The sequence below is a fragment of the Pseudoalteromonas luteoviolacea NCIMB 1944 genome (assembly GCF_001625565.1).
Classification (GTDB): Bacteria; Pseudomonadota; Gammaproteobacteria; order Enterobacterales; family Alteromonadaceae; genus Pseudoalteromonas; species Pseudoalteromonas luteoviolacea_F.
This window is the reverse complement of the sequence record NZ_AUXS01000037.1, coordinates 1-20,183: the sequence shown is the minus strand read 5'-3', so window position 1 is coordinate 20,183 and position 20,183 is coordinate 1. Positions and strand designations below refer to the sequence as shown.

Annotated in this window: 17 protein-coding genes and 1 tRNA gene; 12 read left to right on the top strand and 6 right to left on the bottom strand. The window is 41.3% G+C overall.

What is annotated here, in order from left to right:
- Positions 1-178: 178 nt before the first annotated feature.
- From N483_RS13745 to ttcA, 4 genes are all read left to right on the top strand, one after another.
- Positions 179-1,396: a thiamine pyrophosphate-dependent dehydrogenase E1 component subunit alpha gene (locus tag N483_RS13745; protein WP_023399391.1), complete on the top strand. Its 1,218-nt coding sequence runs from the start codon at positions 179-181 to the stop codon at positions 1,394-1,396.
- The gene (locus N483_RS13740) at positions 1,396-2,373 is read left to right on the top strand and encodes an alpha-ketoacid dehydrogenase subunit beta (RefSeq protein WP_023399392.1); all 978 of its coding nucleotides are present in this window, start codon (positions 1,396-1,398) and stop codon (positions 2,371-2,373) included. The genes N483_RS13745 and N483_RS13740 overlap by 1 nt, the downstream gene beginning before the upstream one ends.
- Positions 2,374-2,382: 9 nt before the next feature.
- Positions 2,383-3,942 carry a dihydrolipoyllysine-residue acetyltransferase gene (locus N483_RS13735; protein WP_023399393.1) on the top strand — a complete coding sequence of 520 codons (1,560 nt, stop codon included), beginning with the start codon at positions 2,383-2,385 and terminating at the stop codon, positions 3,940-3,942.
- A gap of 204 nt (positions 3,943-4,146) precedes the next feature.
- Entirely contained in the window at positions 4,147-5,040 is an 894-nt protein-coding gene (gene ttcA, locus N483_RS13730) for a tRNA 2-thiocytidine(32) synthetase TtcA (protein ID WP_023399394.1), read from the top strand.
- 38 nt (positions 5,041-5,078) lie between these two features.
- On the opposite strand, the gene N483_RS13725 is transcribed toward ttcA, so the two are convergent.
- A complete protein-coding gene (locus tag N483_RS13725; protein WP_023399395.1) occupies positions 5,079-5,915 on the bottom strand; it encodes a TIGR02285 family protein in 837 nt (278 codons plus the stop codon).
- 299 nt (positions 5,916-6,214) lie between these two features.
- Here N483_RS13725 and N483_RS13720 point away from each other — a divergent pair, with 299 nt between their 5' ends.
- The 7 genes from N483_RS13720 to N483_RS13690 all read left to right on the top strand — a co-directional run bounded on the left by N483_RS13720 (position 6,215) and on the right by N483_RS13690 (position 17,747).
- A complete protein-coding gene (locus tag N483_RS13720) occupies positions 6,215-6,826 on the top strand; it encodes a hypothetical protein (protein ID WP_023399396.1) in 612 nt (203 codons plus the stop codon).
- A gap of 23 nt (positions 6,827-6,849) precedes the next feature.
- Positions 6,850-7,809 (top strand): hypothetical protein, encoded by a 960-nt coding sequence (locus N483_RS13715; RefSeq protein ID WP_023399397.1) that lies wholly within the window; start codon positions 6,850-6,852, stop codon positions 7,807-7,809.
- A 19-nt stretch (positions 7,810-7,828) separates the two neighbouring features.
- A complete protein-coding gene (locus tag N483_RS13710) occupies positions 7,829-10,075 on the top strand; it encodes an NAD(P)-binding protein (protein WP_023399398.1) in 2,247 nt (748 codons plus the stop codon).
- Positions 10,076-10,188: 113 nt separating this feature from the next.
- Complete coding sequence (locus N483_RS13705) at positions 10,189-12,426, top strand: TonB-dependent receptor (RefSeq protein ID WP_023399399.1); 2,238 nt, start codon at positions 10,189-10,191, stop codon at positions 12,424-12,426.
- 39 nt (positions 12,427-12,465) lie between these two features.
- On the top strand, positions 12,466-15,150 hold the full coding sequence (locus tag N483_RS13700; protein WP_023399400.1) for an ATP-binding protein: 2,685 nt from the start codon (positions 12,466-12,468) through the stop codon (positions 15,148-15,150).
- A gap of 99 nt (positions 15,151-15,249) precedes the next feature.
- Positions 15,250-15,639 carry a hypothetical protein gene (locus N483_RS13695; protein WP_023399401.1) on the top strand — a complete coding sequence of 130 codons (390 nt, stop codon included), beginning with the start codon at positions 15,250-15,252 and terminating at the stop codon, positions 15,637-15,639.
- A gap of 407 nt (positions 15,640-16,046) precedes the next feature.
- Entirely contained in the window at positions 16,047-17,747 is a 1,701-nt protein-coding gene (locus tag N483_RS13690) for a hypothetical protein (RefSeq protein WP_023399402.1), read from the top strand.
- Positions 17,748-17,798: 51 nt separating this feature from the next.
- Here the strand turns inward: N483_RS13690 and N483_RS13685 are convergent, their stop codons facing one another.
- Genes N483_RS13685 through N483_RS13665 form a run of 5 tightly spaced genes read right to left on the bottom strand, consistent with a single transcriptional unit; the run spans position 17,799 to position 19,830 of the window.
- A complete protein-coding gene (locus tag N483_RS13685) occupies positions 17,799-18,128 on the bottom strand; it encodes a TusE/DsrC/DsvC family sulfur relay protein (RefSeq protein WP_023399403.1) in 330 nt (109 codons plus the stop codon).
- Between the two features lie 3 nt (positions 18,129-18,131).
- Positions 18,132-18,401, bottom strand: a complete 270-nt coding sequence (locus N483_RS13680; protein ID WP_023399404.1) for a DsrH/TusB family sulfur relay protein — start codon at positions 18,399-18,401, stop codon at positions 18,132-18,134.
- A complete protein-coding gene (tusC, locus tag N483_RS13675; RefSeq protein ID WP_023399405.1) occupies positions 18,398-18,757 on the bottom strand; it encodes a sulfurtransferase complex subunit TusC in 360 nt (119 codons plus the stop codon). The genes N483_RS13680 and tusC overlap by 4 nt, the downstream gene beginning before the upstream one ends.
- Positions 18,754-19,107, bottom strand: a complete 354-nt coding sequence (gene tusD / locus N483_RS13670) for a sulfurtransferase complex subunit TusD (protein ID WP_036976152.1) — start codon at positions 19,105-19,107, stop codon at positions 18,754-18,756. Before tusD ends, tusC begins: the two co-directional genes overlap by 4 nt.
- Before the next feature lie 54 nt (positions 19,108-19,161).
- Positions 19,162-19,830 (bottom strand): Bax inhibitor-1/YccA family protein, encoded by a 669-nt coding sequence (locus tag N483_RS13665; RefSeq protein WP_023399406.1) that lies wholly within the window; start codon positions 19,828-19,830, stop codon positions 19,162-19,164.
- A gap of 262 nt (positions 19,831-20,092) precedes the next feature.
- Here N483_RS13665 and N483_RS13660 point away from each other — a divergent pair.
- Positions 20,093-20,183: transfer RNA gene (locus N483_RS13660), tRNA-Ser, on the top strand.

Below are 20,183 nucleotides of genomic sequence, written 5' to 3'. Positions count from 1 at the left end.
GTTATTCATCTAGGATTAGTTGAATAACCGTTTACGTTAACGTAAAGTGGCAAAAGCTTTAATTTAAGTAATTTGCATTTACCGCACTAATTATTCAAAAATCAATCCGCGGGCTTTATGTCAATGCTATTGGCTGCAAGTATTGCAAATTGGCGATGACAACAAGAGAAGGTAGGTTATGACTAACCCCAATAACATATCGTTAAATATAAGCCATGCACTCGAGTTTATCGATGGTCATGCGCTTAACATCCCAACATTGAAAATTTTAAGTGAGCAGGGAGATATCTTAGATGGCGCAACTAAGCCTGAATTAGATAAAGAGACTGCACTTAAAATATATAGCACGATGAGATTTATCCGTTTGTTGGATGAACGTATGCAGGCTGCTCAGCGCCAAGGTCGGATAAGCTTTTACATGCAGTGTTTAGGCGAAGAGGCGGCAATTACAGCCAGTGCTGCTGCGTTAAAACAAGATGATATGATCATGGCTCAGTACCGTGAGCAAGCAGCCCTCCACTACAGAGGTTTTACACTAGAACAGTTTATGAACCAGCTTTTCTCAAACGAAAAGGATTTGGGTAAGGGCCGTCAAATGCCTGTGCATTATGGCTCGAATGAACTGAATTACCTGACTATCTCATCACCTCTAGGTACGCAGATCCCTCAGGCAACTGGATATGCTTATGGTCAAAAGCTAAAGCATATTGATAAGGAATCAGGTGAGCTTAGCTCAGAAATCGACAACGTAACGATTTGTTATTTTGGCGAAGGTGCTGCTTCTGAAGGTGATTTTCACGCGGGTTTGAATATGGCTGCGGTTCACAAAGCGCCGGTGATATTCTTTGCGCGCAACAATGGCTACGCAATCTCGACTCCTGCGGACGAGCAGTTTAAGGGGGATGGTATTGCCGCTCGTGGTGTAGGTTACGGGATCAAAACAATTCGTGTAGATGGTGCCGATACACTGGCTGTTTACGAAGCAACTAAAAAAGCCCGTGAAATTGCAGTTTCTACAGGTGAACCTGTATTAATTGAGTCAATTGCTTACCGTTTAGGCGCACACTCAACATCTGATGATCCTTCAGGTTACCGCACAAAAGATGAAGAAGCTGAATTCAAGAACAGCTGCCCTGTGGCCAGATTTAAATCTTGGTTGTTGAAACAAGGCTGGTTAGATGAGAATGAAGACGAAGCGATTAAAGATAAAATTCGTGAAGAGATCCTAGCCGCACTGAAAGTAGCAGAAAAAGTACAAAAGCCAGCACTTGAAGAGCTTGTTTCGGATGTTTACGACACGCCAATTCCAGCACTACAAAAACAATACGAAGAACTCAAAGAGCATATCAAGCAATATCCAGATGCCTATCCAGTGACAGCAGGGAGAATTAAATAATGGCTAAAATGAATATGTTACACGCCATTAACTCGGCGCTAGATATTAGTATGGCAGAACACCCTCAAGCGTGTATTTTTGGGGAAGATGTTGGTTATTTTGGTGGTGTTTTCCGTGCAACGTCTGGATTGCAAGAAAAATATGGCAAGCACCGTGTGTTTAACACGCCATTGACTGAACAAGGTATTTTAGGGTTTGCCAATGGTCTTGCTGCTTTCGGCGCTCCAGCATTAGCTGAAATTCAATTTGCAGACTATATTTTTCCGGCATTTGACCAGATCGTCAATGAATCGGCAAAATTCCGCTACCGTTCAGGTAATGAGTTCGACGTAGGCAATTTAACAATTCGCACCCCTTATGGTGGTGGCATTGCCGGTGGTTTGTATCATTCACAATCACCTGAAGCATATTTTGCGCACACACCAGGCTTGAAATTAGTTGTACCGCGTAACCCGTATCAAGCTAAAGGTTTATTGAGAGCTTGTATCAAAGATGACAACCCGGTGATCTTTTTTGAACCGAAGCGTTTGTACCGCGCATCTGTTGGTGAAGTACCAGAAGAAGATTACAGCATTGAAATCGGCAAGGCTGAAGTGGTTAAAGAGGGCTCTGACATTACAGTGCTCGCTTGGGGTGCACAAATGGAAATCATTGAGCAGGCAGCTATTAAAGCAGAGGAAGCCGGGATCAGCTGTGAAATTATCGATCTTCGCTCAATTTTACCTTGGGATGCTGAGACGTTAATTGAATCGGTGACGAAGACCGGTCGATTGGTTATCAGTCATGAAGCACCAATCACGAACGGCTTCGGTGCAGAAATCGCGGCGACTATTCAAAAAGAGTGTTTCTTACACTTAGAATCACCCATTGAGCGTGTTTGTGGTTTAGATACGCCATATCCTTTAGCACTTGAAAAAGAGTATGTGCCAGATGCACTAAAAGTGTTTGAAGCAATTAAAAAGTCAGTGGAATTTTAAGGATAAGTCATGTCTAAAGAGTTTATTTTACCAGATATCGGCGAAGGCATTGTTGAATGTGAAGTTGTCGAATGGTTAGTGGCAGTCGGCGAAACAGTTAAAGAAGATCAGCCAATCTGTGATGTTATGACTGACAAAGCCTTAGTACAAATTCCTGCGGTCCATGACGGTGTGATCACACAACTGCATTATGAAAAAGGCGACATCGCAAAAGTACATGAGCCGCTATTTGCAATGAACGTAGCAGGTGAGGCACCACAAGAGGCTGCGAACAATGCTGTTGAAGAGAGTGAACAGGCAGTAAGCACACAGGGTGAACACCTTGAAGACTTTATCTTGCCAGATATTGGTGAAGGGATAGTTGAGTGTGAAATCGTTGAGTGGTTAGTAAGCGAAGGTGAGTCAATCAAAGAAGATCAAGCAGTTTGCGATGTGATGACTGACAAAGCGCTTGTCCAAATACCTGCTAAGTATGATGGCATTGTTGAAAAGCTTTACTACCAAAAGGGCGATATTGCTCAAGTACACAGCCCATTATTCCAAGTTCGTTTGGCGGACTCTGTTGGTGCTACATCAACACCTGCGAAATCAGTTGAAGCTGAGCTTGCTATACATAAACCACAAGCTGTCGAAACACCAGCAGCCCAGGCACCTGTCGTCAATGGTAAAGCGGTCGCTTCTCCAGCAGTTAGACGCCGTGCTCGCGAAATGGATATTGATATTCGATTGGTCCCAGGCAGTGGCAAAAATGGTCGTGTCTATAAAGAAGACCTAGAAAAATTCCTTAAACAAGGTGCTGCGCCAGCTGTAGCGACAACTGAGCCTCAAAGTCCAGTTGCGCCAGTAGCGACGCCAAGAGTTGGTGGCACACGCGTTGAGCCTATTCGCGGCATGAAAGCTGCGATGGCCAAGCAAATGGTAGCATCTGTTTCTACAATTCCGCATTTTACCTACAGTGATGAAATTGATTTAACAGATCTAATCGCACTGAGATTGTCTTTGAAAGAGCAGTATGCGAAGCAAGGCATTAAGTTGACAATGATGCCATTCTTTATCAAAGCGCTATCATTGGCAATTAAAGAGTTCCCAATCTTGAACTCTCAAGTGAATGATGACTGCACGGAAATCACCTATTTTGATGACCATAATATTGGTATGGCAGTCGACAGTAAGTTAGGTTTGTTGGTACCAAATATCAAAGGGTGCCAAAACAAGTCGATTGTCGATGTTGCTGAGGCGGTGACAAAGCTTACTGATGCGGCCAGAGAAGGGCGTGTATCACCAGATGACTTAAAAGGTGGCACGATATCGATATCTAACATTGGTGCAATTGGTGGCACGACTGCTACACCGATCATTAACAAACCTGAAGTGGCAATTGTAGCGCTCGGTAAGCTGCAACATTTGCCAAGGTTTGATGCAAACGGTAACGTAGTATCACGCTCTATTATGCAAGTTAGTTGGTCTGGCGACCATCGAGTTATTGATGGTGGAACCATTGCTCGTTTCAATAATTTGTGGAAGTCATACTTGGAAGAGCCAGCAAAAATGATGATGGCTATGCGCTAGATTCATTATTGTAAAGGTCCTTTACAAGCCTCAAAAACGCTGATTTTTGAGGCTTTTTTATGCCAGAAGAGCACTTTTTCGAAATGTAATTTGTTTATCTAAATTGATATGTTCCAACCTCATGTAAAAGCCCGTATAATTCACACCTTAAAATTTTTACCCGTAGCAATTAAAAGCCATCCGTTTTGGGCTTGAGAAGTCGTAATGAATCAAACAGACGATAGAAAAGAAATACTAGAGTTTAATAAGTTGCAGAAGAAACTGCGCAGAAATGTAGGTAACGCAATTAAAGATTACAACATGATCGAAGAGGGTGATGTTGTAATGGCTTGTATTAGTGGCGGTAAAGACTCTTTTGCCATGCTAGATATCTTACTGAATTTGCAAAAAGCTGCGCCCATTAAATTTGAAGTCATCGCCGTAAATTTGGATCAAAAGCAACCGGGCTTTCCCGAGCATATTTTGCCTGAGTACTTCGAAACTTTGGGTATTCCTTATTATATCGTTGATAAAGATACCTACTCAGTCGTGCGCGAGAAGGTGCCTGAAGGAAAGACAACTTGCGGTCTGTGTTCTCGCTTACGCCGTGGCACCTTATATTCATTTGCTGAAAAGATCGGCGCGACTAAATTGGCGCTGGGTCACCACATGGATGATATTGTTGAAACGATGTTTTTAAACATGTTTCATGGCTCTCGATTAAAAGCAATGCCGCCAAAATTAAGATCGGACGATGGTAGAAACGTCGTTATCAGGCCTTTAACCTATTGCCGAGAAAAAGATCTGATCAAGTATGCGGAACATAAAAACTTCCCTATTATTCCATGTAATCTATGTGGCTCTCAGGAAAACTTACAGAGACAGAATATCAAGGCGATGCTTATCGAGTGGGACAAAAAGACACCTGGACGCGTTGACAGTATTTTCAAGTCTCTTCAAAACGTAAGTCCAAGCCAACTCGCAGATACCAACTTGTTTGACTTCGAAAACTTACCCATTGATAGAGAAGCTGATCGCGACGAATATCAATTCAGTGAGGCGACGGTGTCATCTACTAACATTGATGAGTCGCTGTTTATCGATGTGACAAATATTTAATCGATGCGTCCCAGATACTGAGAGATTTAGTATCTGGGTTATTCTGCTTTAGAGGTTTTCATCAGCGTGCTGAGCTTGATATTGAGGTAACTTGGCAGCCACTTTAGCATGATCTCTTTAAATGCCTGACTTTTAGCTACGTCGTTTAAAACCTGATCAATTTCATTAATTATTTGTTTACCATCCTCATTGTTAGTGCACCCAACATACCCATATGCAATGGGTTGCACATCTTCAATTAGTAACTGAACCATTTCTTTTTGACCAGTTAATTGGTGTAAGTAAAAGTGTTCACTTGGATAGCCAATGACGGCATCTACGCGACCTTTGCTTAACATGTGTGTCAAACTTTCCAGTGCATCCTGACCAGGCCGAACAACAACTTGCCCTTTAGGCATTGAGCCAATGATAGCATCTAATTGTTTTCCGTATGAGCGTTGCATCATCACGCCAAGCACTAGCTTGTGTTGTTCTATAAAATTTTTGAGTTTGATTTGCTCAAGATCCTGATAGCCCAATGCCTCTAGTGTTTTTTTGGCCATGACAATAGTGGGGGAGAGCCCTACCGTGGTGTAATGATTACTAAATTGAATGAACTTTTGACGTTGCGGCGTTTTATGTAAAGAGAGCATACAAAATGTGTGTCGCTTGTCACTGAGTGCTCTTATCGCACGACTTGCCGGAAAATACACTTTGTTGTCACTGTATGCTGGTAAATATTGATGAAGTAAGTCAATGATCAACTCGTCTCGGCCCGTACCTTCATTGGCATCACTGATCATATAATAGGGCGGGAAGTCTGTGATTATCCAGTCAATGCTTTTACTTTCAGCTGCACATGTCAACATTATTAATAGTAGCAAAGCTTTGCGCACATCAAGCCCTCATGTTGTTGTTACTAATAAAGCTTAGCAACAAACCCCCTTGAATTGCCAATTCAGAACAAATTAAATAATTTTTCGTTATGTATATTAATTGTAATTTATTTTACAAATTATATGTATTTGCTACATTTAAATTCGTACACCAGCCTTAAAGCAAGTTAAAGCGGTGGCCAATGAGTTAATTCAAGGATTGGTCTTGTTGTTGAGTATTAAAGAGTGTTCTACAAATCATACTTAAGGTAAAATACAAGGTTGGCGAGTTAAGTTAATTTCAATAATAAGAGAAAACTATGAATACGCTTATCGTCAGTGATATATTTGGACAAACGAAATGTTTAGAGAACTTCGTCAATGAGCTAGATGGAAATACCTCAATATGTTCTCCATACCCTTTTAGACAAGGGCATTTGAATAGAGACGAAGAAAGTGCCTATAAGCAATTTATTGGCTCTGTAGGCCATGATAAATATTTTCAAAAAGTGGTTGAGGCTATCTCAGACAAGCAACCTGATCTGATTATTGGCTTTTCAGCAGGTGCTGTAGCTAGCTGGCGTGCTCTTTCGGCAATGCCAATTAAAAGCACCACTAAACTTATCGCATTTTATCCAGGTCAAATTAGAAACTATTTGCAGCTTCACCCTAGATGTGATGTTGATATCTATTTCCCTTACCAAGAAAAGCATTTTGATATTAAACCTGTGATCCACCACCTCTCAACAATGCCCGGTATACAATGCTATCGAACACGGTATGAACATGGCTTTATGAATTCATTGTCTGCTCAATTTAATGCGTCTGCTTTACAGCATTTTACGGCATTGTGTCAGTACAGTATTGAAGAAGCAATTAAGTTGAAATTAGCCAACCGAAGGATAAAAAGTGGACTAGAATTGACTATGTAAAACTTAATGAAAAGGAGTTATGTATGTCAGATCAGCCCCGTATTCCTTATAGACACTTCCCCGGTAACCCAATTGCTAAACCGCCATGCAGAATGCTAAATGCAATGATGTATGGCTTTTTTGTTAAAGGGGAGCTGGAAACTATTCAAAGTTACGTTGACTCCACGCTCAATAGTGTTCCAAGTGAAACCATCGCGTTTAGGGCATTGTCGTCGTACTGCCTCTTAACATTTACAGATATTGAAAATATTGCCTCAAAAGTACCGCCGTTTAGTGATTATGGCTATATGCAAGAGACAGATATTATCGTTTGGTTGCCTATTGCTCAGATCAATAAACAACAAAATAAAATGACCCATCTGTATTGGTATCCCGCATTTATTACAGTGAATAATATCAATGCATTGGTCAATGGCCGCGAAACTTGGGGGTACAACAAGTATTTATGTAAGTACCAAATGCCAAGTAGCCAAGATAGGGCCGATCATTTTTCATTGAGCTTAGAGACATTTCAGCCTTTTGAGCCAAACAAAAAAATGGCTTGGTATGAACTGTTGTCGATCAATCGTGTTGCTGATGATGATACATGGTTTGAAGAAGCCATAGAGATTGGCAAAGAAGTGGCTGATTTGATCCACAGTAGTGTGCATGACTTGGGCGTTAGCATCGACTTTTTCAAACAACTGTTCACAGGTTTTACCAATCCACAACTCGCACAAATATTATTTAAACAGTTTCCAGATGGTTATGCTGAAAACAGTGTTTATAGTGCGGTTGTTCACTCTCCATCCACAGTGAAAAAAGTCCACAAGTTGGGCTTTTTGAAAGATGAATATAAGGTTACTTTTAACCAAGTGGATGCTTTTCCCTTACAAGAAATGTTCGGCATAAAAGTGGGTGAGCAATTTGCAAAGCTTCCTTACTTTTTATGCATGGACTTTGATCAAGACGGTGCAAAAGAGATCGTCACCGCAGATCTATAATACAAAGTAAGGGAACAACATGACTAAAGAACATATTGCTATTTTGGGCGGCGGTGTGTCTGCAATGACGGCCGCTGTCTATCTAACTGAAAAAGAAAATTGGCAAGACCTTTACGACATCACTGTTTATCAATTGGGGTGGCGTTTAGGCGGTAAAGGCGCAAGTGGCAGAAACGCACAGTTAGGTGAGCGAATCGAGGAGCATGGTTTGCATGTTTGGTTTGGGGCTTATGTAAACTCGTTTCGTGCGATAGAGACGGTTTATAATGAACTGAACCGACCATCGACCGTGCCTATCCATACATGGCAGCAAGCACTTAAGCCCCATAGCTTTGTTGTATTACAAGAGTATATTGATAATCAATGGGAAACGTGGCCAGTTGACTTTCCACTCATTGACGGCAATCCTGCCGATGGCACACTCGATCTACATTTTTGGCAACTGATCGAGCTGGTTGTTGCCTGGTTGCATAAATGGATTGATGAACTGGAAGAGGCCATTGAGGCGTCTAATCGGCAAACTCAACTGCAAACGCGAAAAAAGCGTGACCGAAGTCTATTACAGCATTTGGCAGGTGAAATTTCCGATGCTTTTGACAGTGTGGAAGACAAGGTAAAATCATTTTTTGACAGTGCCGTTGACGAGGCTCAGGACATTTTGTCTACACCAAAACTGCTTATATCTCAGTTGCATGATTTAATGAGCCTGAGAGCAAAAGACAAAAAATTATCAAATTCCAAAGATCGATTAGTCACTTGGTATATTGTCAGAAAGTTAAAACGCTGGCTGAGATCAGAGGCGCTCGAGTTAATTGATGATAACCCCAATGTTCGACGCGCGTATATATGTGCCGATTTGGCAATCGCTATGACTGTAGGGATGATCAGAGATAGAGTTCATGCCAATGGCTTCGGTGTGCTCAATCAATACGATTTTAAGTATTGGTTGGCGCGAAATGGCGCTGACAAAGAGTACGCGGTTGAATCTGCTCCAGTTAGAGGTTTTTATGACCTTGTATTTGGCTATGTGGATGGTGACTTTGAGCGAGGTGATGTTGAGGCTGGTGTCGCATCTTTGGCAATGCTGCGAATTATGCTTTGCTATAAAGGCGGTGTAATGTGGAAAATGCAAGCTGGCATGGGAGACATCATTTTCTCGCCAATTTATGAGTTGCTAAGCGAGCGGGGGGTAAAATTCGAGTTCTTTAATCAGGTCGAACATCTCAAGCCTGGACAGGATGAGAACGGGAACTATGTTGTCGATGAAATTTCGATCATTGAGCAAGTAGAGCTTAAAAATGGCGCGTATCAACCCTTTGTAGATGTCAAAGGCCTACCATGCTGGCCGGCAAAACCTAACCTTGATCAAATTGTCGATGAACAAGCAGATCTCATTCGCGCAAATAACATCAACTTGGAGTCATTTTGGAGTGACTGGCCAAGTGTATATGAGCGGCACTATCAAAGACCCTTGCCAAGAAAAACGCTAAAACGTATGCGTGACTTCGACAAAGTTGTATTTGGTATTTCTGTTGGTTCATTAGAACACCTGTGCCCTGAGTTATTGTCGCTTGATTATGGGTTTGAACAACAAAGCACAAAGGTCAAAACAGTTGCAACGCAAGCGTTTCAAGTGTGGTTAAATAAAACTGACGAGCAACTTGGGTTTAACTATACTCCGCCAAGTGAAGAGCGACCAATACTCAGTGCTTTTTCACAACCATTTGATACGTGGGCTGCTATGTCAAACTTATTGCCCGTTGAAGATTGGCCTGCGGATGGCCCGTGCAACATAGCATATTTTTGTAGTGCATTTACATGTGATTATTACCCTCCTGAAAGTGAGCACACATTCCCAATAGAGCAAACCGCTAAGGTGAAAGCGAATGCTATTGAAAAGCTTAATAAAGAAATGAAACCTTTGTGGCCCTCAGCTTATACAGCTGCTGATCAATTCATCTGGGATGTTGTTTATGACCCTGAAAGTGCGCCAACGGAGCAAAGGTTTGATTCACAATATTGGCGTGTCAATGTCGATCCAAGTGAACGCTACGTATTGTCTGTTACTGGCAGCAGTGACTTTCGCTTAGCTACCGACGGCACAATATTTAAAAACCTTTTCATAACAGGGGATTGGATCAAAACGGGTGTCAACGCAGGGTGTGTTGAAGCTGCGGTGATGGCCGGTATGCAAACCTCTAGAGCAATTTGTGGGCTTCCAAACGAAATCAGTGGAGAAAATGGCTTTGAGCCAGATGGTACTTAAGAGATAATATGAGGTAAGTAACAGAAAAGACCTGCAATTTTATTGGAGGTCTTTTCATTTGGGCTATACTGAGTAGTGCAAGGTGAATACTGCAAAAACTAACGAGAACGGACATGTTTAAACTCTCTGTCATATCTATATCTTTAATGCCGGTACTTTTAAGTTCATATACAACACATGCAACCGATGACTCGATGGAAGTCATTGAGGTATATGCCCAAAAACGTAAACAAAATATCGAGGATGTGAGCGTCTCGATCTCCACTATCAGCGCTGAGCGCATCACACAGCAAGGGATCAAAGATGCCACAGAGCTTGGTCATTATGTGGCAAACTTGAAGATCAGCCAAAATGCAGCTGAAGGTACGCCGCCAGCAATAAATATTCGTGGCATTGGCCTGCTGGACTACAACACGGCAAATACCTCGCCAGTCGCTATGTATGTCGACGGCTTATCTGTGGGTTCTGCCAACAATCAAATTGCAAACTTGTTTGATATTGAACAAGTAGAGGTGCTTAAGGGGCCACAAGGCACTTTATTTGGCAGGAATAGTACAGGAGGGGCGCTATTAGTGAGGTCGAAACGCCCCGACGATGGTAATTATGGCTATGTGAAAGTTGGAGTTGGAACAGATGATTGGCGCAGGGCCCAAGGTGCCTATAATGCGACTATTAATGACGAAAGTGCTGTCCGATTTGCTTTTAATCACACAGATTACGAGTACACAAGTTACAACCTTTTGGAGTCTTCCCCAGAAGCGGGTTTAACGCAAAGCGATCTCAGAGTCAGTTACCTTGGTGAATGGGACAACTGGAGCGCATACATTAAAGGCTATTTCGGACATTGGGACGGTATAGTGCAGCCCGTTGGCAATATCGGTATATACAAAGATCCTAACCCTGCAAATCCGATAAAATGTTCACCAAGAGAAGCGGGGAGTGCAGGATGTGTTGACAGTTTTGGTTTTAATGATGGTAGCGAAGATTTTTGGGCTGTCAGTGTAAACAATAATTCTCCGCACTTAAGTATATATAAAGGGTGGGGGCTTGAGCTTCAATGGGAGGTTCAACAAGATGCCTACTTGACCTATTTAAATGGCTTTAATCGACTAGATAGAGATCACGCTTTTAATTGCGATGGTAGCCCAGCTCGCTTATGTGAAGGGGAGCTCGGGCTGAAAAGTGAACTTGTTACGAATGAACTAAGGTATCAAAGTCAACTAGGTCAAAACCACTGGACGTTGGGGGTATTCCAACTTGAAGAGCGGATCTATCAAAATAATCACAATGATATTTTACGAGACTTGAGGGGGGTTTTAGCACCGGCCTTAACGACGACATTTTTCTATGACAATGAAATAATATCTAAGTCGCTTGCGCTATTTTCTCAGTACGAATGGCGACTCGATAAGAAACACATGTTCACTATAGGTGCTCGATATTCTGATGAATCTGTGGAGTATGATTCTGTTTCTCGATTAAACTTTATTACCACCCCAGGTGAATTGGATGGCACGATTATTCCTTTTTATACAGTCAAAGGTGAAGTTAAAGACGATGGGATTTCAGGAAAGCTTGCATGGAATTACACACCCAAAGACAACTTGCTAATATATTACTCTCTTGCCAATGGCACTAAAAGCGGGGGGTATAATGGAGGTTTGCTCTCGTCTGCAGAACAAGCAAGGCTGGCTGATTATGGCCCTGAAGAGACTCTTGCGCATGAAGTTGGCTTCAAATTAAATGGAGACGGGCTATTCTTCCTCTCTGGTGCGATGTTTTATTATGACTACAAAGACCAGCAAGTATTTATGAACCAAGCGTCTTCTACGCCAAATGCGCCGCCTCTACAGTTGCTAGAAAATGTGGGTGAGTCAACGATTTATGGCGCTGAGTTAGAACTTGAATATGTCTTTGTAGACAATTTAACAACACGTTTGGCAATTGGCTATATTCCCGAAGCAAACTTTGAAGAATTCATAGATCCGTTAGGTAATAAGTTGACGGATAACCGTCTACCCTTTACCTCTGAGTGGAATATTGGTGCTGAACTGGCGTATTCATATCCTATAAATAGCGGAGAGTTAAATACAGTGATTGGTGTAGACTATCAATCTGAGTATTACTTTGACCAAAACCAAAATCCTTATGCAATGCAACCAAGTTACGCGTTGTGGCGAGCGAATATTACATATCAATATGAAAGCTGGCAGGTTGGCCTTTGGGGCAAGAACTTGTTTGATAAAGAATATAGTCACTTAAAGTTTGATTTGAGTTCATTTTTGGGAATGTTGGAAGACTTTAAAGGAGAGGGGCAAAGAGTTGGTATCGATGTTACATATAACTTTTAGAGTATTATTAGCTCATCTTAATGGGTTGTCAGGCCGATAATGTATCGAATTAGATTAATACTTAGTTTTATAGTTTTGTTGATATCGTGCTCTTTGAGTGCTCAGCAGTATGTTTTCGATGGCATAGAGACGGGGGTTAATTTGCATGACAGGGGCTTGGTCCTTGCCGCAAAAGATGACACTCGTTTCCCCGATTCATTTGAAAGCGTAACAAGCTGGGCAAGTGGGCTTGAAGCGCAACAAGATCGCGCGCTATTTTCAGGTCGCTATTGGCTTGTCACCAAAATAAAGAATATTTCCAATTACGAGCAGCTAGTACTATATCCGTATAACACTGTATTATCTAATATAGAAACTAGGATCTATTCTAAAAACGATGTGAAACGTTATTACTCCGGTGGCATGGTACAAAATGAATTTGCGTTTCATTATGGAAATACTATTGAGCTGCTGCCAAATCAAGACTATTACATCGTCACCTTGTTCGAAAGCGACTATTTCTATACTCCGATTAAGCTAGAGTTGGTGCCTGTAAAAGACTTTAAAGAGCAAGTTGTGATTGATAATTTAATCATGATGATATGCTTTAGCGTTGGTATCGTGCTGGGTTTATACAATTTACTCATCTACATTGGCTCAAAAGATTTAACTCACCTATATTATGCGATTTTTGCGGCGACCATGGTGTTTGCATGGAGTCATTTCTTTCATATTTCGGACCAACTATTTGGTTTTTATTCGGCTCACTTACATTGGCTTGGCTTTACATTATCACCAATTAGCAATGCGCTGTTTTATAATTGCCTATTGAAACTGAAGGAGAAACACCCAAACCTTTCTTCTGCGTCAATTTGGGTTGGCGTTATCGCTGCTATAGGGACACCATTTAGTATTCTGTTTCCTGGTTTTGGCTTTTTATGGGCAACTATGTCCACCGGTGTTGCATTGTGCCTTGGCGTTTATATCGGGATTTTACGTATATCAGAAGGGTTTAAACCTGCCAGATATTTCATACTAGCCTACGTATGTATGGCGGTGCCAAATATGATTGGCAACTTTACCAACCTAGGTTTGTTGCCGCCAATTGCTGTTAATTTGTATTTGCTCGGACTAATTGGTGTCGCGTTGGATGCGATGTTTTTAGCATTTGCCGTAGCGGATAAAGTTCGTTTGACCAGTGAAGAGAATATTGAGCTGAATAAAAACCTAGAAGCGAAAGTACTTAAACGGACTTATGAATTGGAACAGCTTGCTTCGGAACTGCGCGATGCAAGCGAAGCTAAAAGTCGATTCTTGGCAAATATGAGCCATGAAATTAGAACACCAATGACCTCTATTATAGGTTATGCCGATGGCATCATATTGGGCGATATTAAACCGCACGAGAGAAATCATGCCATCACAGTTATATTGCAAAACTCACGACATGTATTAGGGTTGATAAACGACATTTTAGATATGTCTAAGATTGAGGCTAATCGCCTTGAAGTAGAGCTTATTGAAGCGAACTTGTTCCAATCGATTGCTCATGTTGAGTCTTTGCTCGGTAAACAAATACGTGATAAAGGACTCGAGTTTGAGCTCAATTATCAATTTCCTTTGCCCGATTTTGTTGTGATTGATCCGACCAGGTTAAGGCAAATATTACTAAATTTAACCTCAAATGCATTGAAGTTTACGTCGGTAGGAAAAATTTCAATTGAAGTTAGCTGTAAAGATGAAAGGCTTTTCATCAGTGTGAAAGACACAGGGATTGGTATGACGTCAGAAGAGCAAAAAGAATTGTTTAGCGCGTTTTATCAAGCTGATTCCTCCACTACTCGAAAATATGGAGGGACTGGACTTGGACTAAATATCTCTAAGAGTTTGGCACAAAAGCTTGACGGTGATATTGAAGTTGAAAGTGAGGTTGGCTCAGGCACGTCATTTACTTTGTCGCTGAGCTTGTTTACTACGGAACGCACTAAATGGGTAACTTCATTTGAAGATATTCACCATCAAGGTGATGTTTATGTGCAGTCCAATCATGAATTAGATTCCGAAGATTTAAAAGGAGAGGTGTTGCTGGCAGAAGATCACAGCGATAACTGCCGCCTTATTACTCGTATATTAGAAAGAATGGGCCTGAATGTTACTGCAGTAGAAAATGGCCAGTTAGCGGTCCAAGCTGTTTTGGACAATGAATTTGATTTAATCCTGATGGATATTCAAATGCCAGTTATGGATGGCGAACAAGCATTCAACTTTATTCAAGCAACAGGCTGTACTGCTCCTGTCATTGCACTTACTGCAAACACAATGAGCCATGAAGTCGAGCGGTATATAAAATTAGGTTTCACAGATCACTTAGCAAAGCCCATAGACAGGGCGCAATTTGCAAAGAAGATTTCTCACTATCTAAACATTATTGTTGATGATGAACTTAGTCTACCTGATGAAGAGTTTAAGCAGCTTAAAATGCAGTATATTGACGGGTTGCACGAGCAACTCGTGCAATTACAGAATCAACTAAAATATAAGGACTATGAAGGCCTTGCACGCTCCATTCATGCTTTGAAAGGCACGTCAGCGATGTTTGATTGTCACGAAATATATCAAACTGTGTCACAAATTGATTTATTACTGAAACAAGAGAACTGGCAAGATGTTGAAAAAGTGCTTGCACGTTTATTTGACCTAATAAATAAAGTTATTGATGAATCTGATTGTGGGCAGGCTGTATGATCGAAGCGACGGCAACTTGAAAAATAAGCATTTGTTCATCGCAGTACCCTAATTTTATAATTGCCTTAAAAATAGTTACAAAGAATTAAGGTGATAATTATGAAGTATTTAGCGTTGATGTGTTTGCTTGTAAGTCCTATTACAATTGCAAACCCATTAGTTGGAACTTGGGAGTTCGTCAGTGGCGAATATGCCACTGAATCGGGCAGGGTTAAGGCTTCCGCACCTCAAGTAACCTCTACTAAGATAATCAATGGGTCTCACTTCAGTTATATAACAAGCAGCGGCAATAAGTTTCACTATGCAGGTGGAGGCACTTATCAAGTGAAAGGAAATAAGTTCATTGAAACAGTAACATTAGGAAATGTTGATAGCTTGATTGGCCGCACAATGTCGTTTACGTACGAAGTTAAAGACAATTTATGGCACCACAAATTGGTTGAAGATGGAAAGTTTATTGAATACGAGATCTGGAAACGGGTTGAGTAAGTAAGCGAGTTACTGCATCAGGTTTCGAATCCCCAACACCTCTCAAAGCTCACAGGTTAAGCCTCTCGGACCCGTCCAATTAGGCTTAACAACCCGTTTTACCGCTTTTGATGCACCTAATCGCTGAGAAAGTTCACTATTTGATGTAAGAAATTGTATAAAGCCTGTTGTTTTAGGCTAACATTTCTACATTAGAGAAAGTGTTTGTAATTCTTTAAGTTATCTAATGATTGAAATTAATACTCAATTTTAATGAATAATTATTCTCATTGAGATGGCCGAAAACTCATCATAAGGTGGGTGTTTTATGAACAATTGATGACAGGTGTTAATGCTGTCAGTTTTGTTTCGCTGCACTTTTTAGCATAAGTTATTTGTACAGGGTTAGACAAAGAAGGTATGCAAATATGAAAGCTTATATTCCCGTAATTATGGCATCTTTGGTTGTTGGTTGCTCTTCGTCAGAGAGCGATAGTCCAATTCAAGTAAATAGCGAATCACAGCAGGACTCTGCGAGTGAACAAACTTCGAGTGATCAGAGTAGCAACTCGGGTCAAAGTAGTGGCAATCAAAATAGTGACGTGAATAATGATTCATCGACACAGGATGGCACAACAAATGACAGTAGCACTAATGAAGTGGGTGAAAGAGGGCTTTATTTTCCCAAGTCACTGGCGGTGGCCTCTCCTTTTTCAGATAGCAGTGATGAGCAAGATCGGCAGTACGTTTATCGAGCACATGAAGCAAGAGGGCCGGCATCGCCAACTTATTTCTGGGCAACTAGAAGAATTGACGCGTTATTAAGTGGAGAAACGCCACTGAGAGATGTATTTAGAATTGGCTCTTTTTATAGAAACAGTGTAAATGCTGACTGCTTTGGCCCTCAAGTTGCTTATCAGGGCCACCCTGATGCTGCTGATCCAAGCACTAGCTCAGGAACTTTGCCAACAGGTGATCTTGGCCTTTGGCTCGCAAGTGCAAAAAATGGTAATGCTTGTGCTGTCGCGCAAACAAATTCGCAACTTCGCGCGGTTAGAGAGCGCTCTCGTATGGCGCTAATGACATTGGCGAGTATGGTGTCCGCTGTGATAGATGATGGGGCAGGGTTACCGTCCGAAGGAAGCTCAGTTGACTTAACCACACAAATGAACTCGAAAGGGCTGGCTGATATCACCTTCAGTTCTGCGAATATAGAGCTTGCGTCAGGGGTTTGGCAATATAGTATTGGTTTGACTTATACAGTCTCAGGCTCGGACTATGAGATAATGATGTCGATGATGCATACACCAGGGAGCAGCGCGACAAACTATACCGGGTTATTAAACTTTTCAGTTGAAGGCGAAGTTGGCGTAGCTGGAATTGAATTCCCGGGTGGCAATTGCAGTCAAAATGAGCGTACATTGGTGGGATCGCTTGCCTATGAGCGTAATAACGAACAAATGTCATTGCAATCAAGGTCAGCTGTTAACTGTGGGCACTCTGTTGCAGATGCATTCAATAGTGACCAACAAGTGGATGTAAAAAATAAATATCATAGTACTGACAATAGCGACGGTTGGAGTGAAAACTTCGCAATCTTTGGTGCAAATTTCAACTTAACTAGTTTAGCTGGTGATTATGCTTACGTGTGGCAGGCTGGTGTCAATGACTCTCATAGCCGTATATTAAACATTGGATTTAATGATGAGACATTGGAAAATGGCGAGGCGCATTTTGGCTATGGAACTGATATTGACGAAACCAGTGGTTTGGTACAGGGATTTATTTGTAATTGGGCCGGTCCAGGTAATAGCCACAGTTTGCAGGAATTTACGCAAAGGCAATTCTTCGAGTTTGACTCTTCAACGAATGTATATTTAGGTACAGACCATAGAGCAAATATTGAATATGCGCCAACCAACTCATGTGGTTATGATGGCTCAGGATCTTTCGTATTTGATATAGATGCAAGCGGGGTATTAGGTGATATTGCCTCAGAAGATGCATCATCGGCGTTTAATTCAGATTTATGGGCTCCAACAGATCCAACGCTTAGTGTTGCAGAATCAGTATTGGCAAGAGGCCTTTCTATTCCTGACGTGCCGTTTACTTGGCCCGTTGATGAATGATATCAAGTTTTTAGAACAATAAGTTGAAGAGAAGGTAACACCTTCTCTTTTTCATATGCACTTTGCTGGTTTTGGCAGACCGGCAATTTTAGTTGCTTGTTTTGCTGGGCCTTTAGGGAAAAGTTTATATAAATAAATGCTTTTACCTTTGTCTTCACCAAGCTTTTTCGCAATTGCTTTTACTAGCATACGGATTGCGGGACTCGTACCGTACTCTTCATAAAAGTTGCGCACAAACTTGATGACTTCCCAATGTGCGTCTGTCAAAGTAATATTTTCTTGAGACGCTATGATTGGTGCGAGGCTCTCATCCCAGTCTGAATGATCTAAAAGATAGCCCTCTTTGTCGGTTTCAATTATTTTGTTATCTACTTCTAGCATAATTTACCACGTTATTGATTTGTCACATTTGGCAATAAGATCAACCCAGCTCAGGTCATCGACTTGCTGTATCGAGTCTATTGGCGTCACTGCGCGAGCTATCGCACATGTTTCCAGCATATAGATTTGAACAGGGCAGTTTAAAGCAAACTGAGATTGGTCATAACACGCGTCTTGTTGCAGTAAAACTTTGTCATGTTCGCTAACAAGGTTTATATCAAAAGCAGTGTAATAGCTTTTGGGCTTTGAAAAAATGTGTAATGTAGAACTCATAACTTAATCACATGCTCTTGTGTGCTAATCAACACTTTTTGCTGATCAATGTTTAAGGCCTCAATATCTATGCTCATTTGGTCGGGAGTCAATGCAAATTGTGCCAGGGCAGACTCGCAAACAAAAATTCGGTCAACATCGTAAATTTCTAATGTTTTTAACTGTTTCAAAAAGTCTTTTATGCCTAGTTTACTTGGCTGCTGGCCTTTTTTAAGCGCCAGAACTGAGGGGCCCTTGAACAGCCAGCTTACTTCCTGATCGACAGCTGCAAAAATTAAGGCCATATCTAGACTGTCTCGTATTCTTTGACTATCAAAGGGGGAAGCGTCACAAATCACTAATACTTTTTTGGTCATTTGAATTGTACCCATTTATCACTTTGACACGTTTCCATTGCGAACTCAGCGAGACCGGCAACTGTAAATATCCCTGTATCAGCGGTGTTGATACCGCGTTTTTCAGCTGCGGTGACGCATAACTTAAGTGGAATACCTAGATTGTGAATGTTTTGCCAAACATTGCTGACTTGCAGCTCATCGCTGGATAAATGAAAGTGCTGGCTGGCGTGTAGTACAGCCTCTTGGTATAAAAAAACGCACTTGATTGTGTGCTTTTGTTGGAGTGCGGCGCTGACGAAGCGCTCTATACATTGTAAAGAGTCATGATCTTCAGGACCACAATGTACTGAAATAATAAATTGGCTCAAAGAAAACCCATAAAAAAAGCCCCAAGTGGGGCTTATTTTATCAGAATGACGAGATTAGTCATCATTTGACATGCCAAGAAGCATAAGCAATGACGTGAACAAGTTATATATAGCAACATATAATCCAACCGTTGCAATTACATAGTTTGTTTCGCCACCAGTAACGATTTTACTTGTTTCGAACAAGATCATTGCAGACATAAGCAGTACAAATACCGCATTAATTGCAATGAACAACATTGGGCTACCGATAAAGATATTTACGATAGAAACACCTACCGTAACTAAAATACCGATAGTCAAGAAACCACCCATGAAAGAAAAGTCTTTCTTAGTAGTCAATGCGTATGCTGAAAGACCGAAGAAGATCAAAGCCGTAGAACCTAGAGCTTGTGCGATCAACAGTCCACCATTTGGTAAACTTAAATAAGCGTTAAGCATCGGACCTAAGCCAAAACCAAGGATACCGGTGAAAAGAAATACTAAACCAATTGCAGATGGAGAGTGTGCTTTTTTGTGAATTACAAAAATCAGACCCATAGCCACGAGTGAACAGATCATGCCTGTGAAACGTGGCAGTGCCATTGTCATTGATATTGCAGCAGTAATGGCACTAAAGGCCAAAGTCATTGCTAACAGAAAATAAGTGTTTTTAAGCACTTTATTAGTTTCAGTCGTTGACAATACTGCTTTTTCAGTAGTGTACGAATGATTGAACGCCATATTATAGCTCCTTAAAAGAAACACGATGTTCCGATAATTAAACTTATCAAAGATTACCAAGAGTTACATGCTTGAGCAAACCTTTCTCGAATAGTAGACCATATTTTGAGACAAATAGTTCAGGGATAACAAGAGATTGATAAAAAAGTCACCAGAACAGATGGATTTGTCTACAAACGAGCCGAAAATTAGCCAAACAATCAAAAAAGCAAAAAAAAAGCTTCACATTCTAAAAGTGTTTCCCTATTATTCGCCCCGCTGCGGAGAGATGGCTGAGTGGTTGAAAGCACCGGTCTTGAAAACCGGCATACGTTAATAGCGTATCTAGGGTTCAAATCCCTATCTCTCCGCCA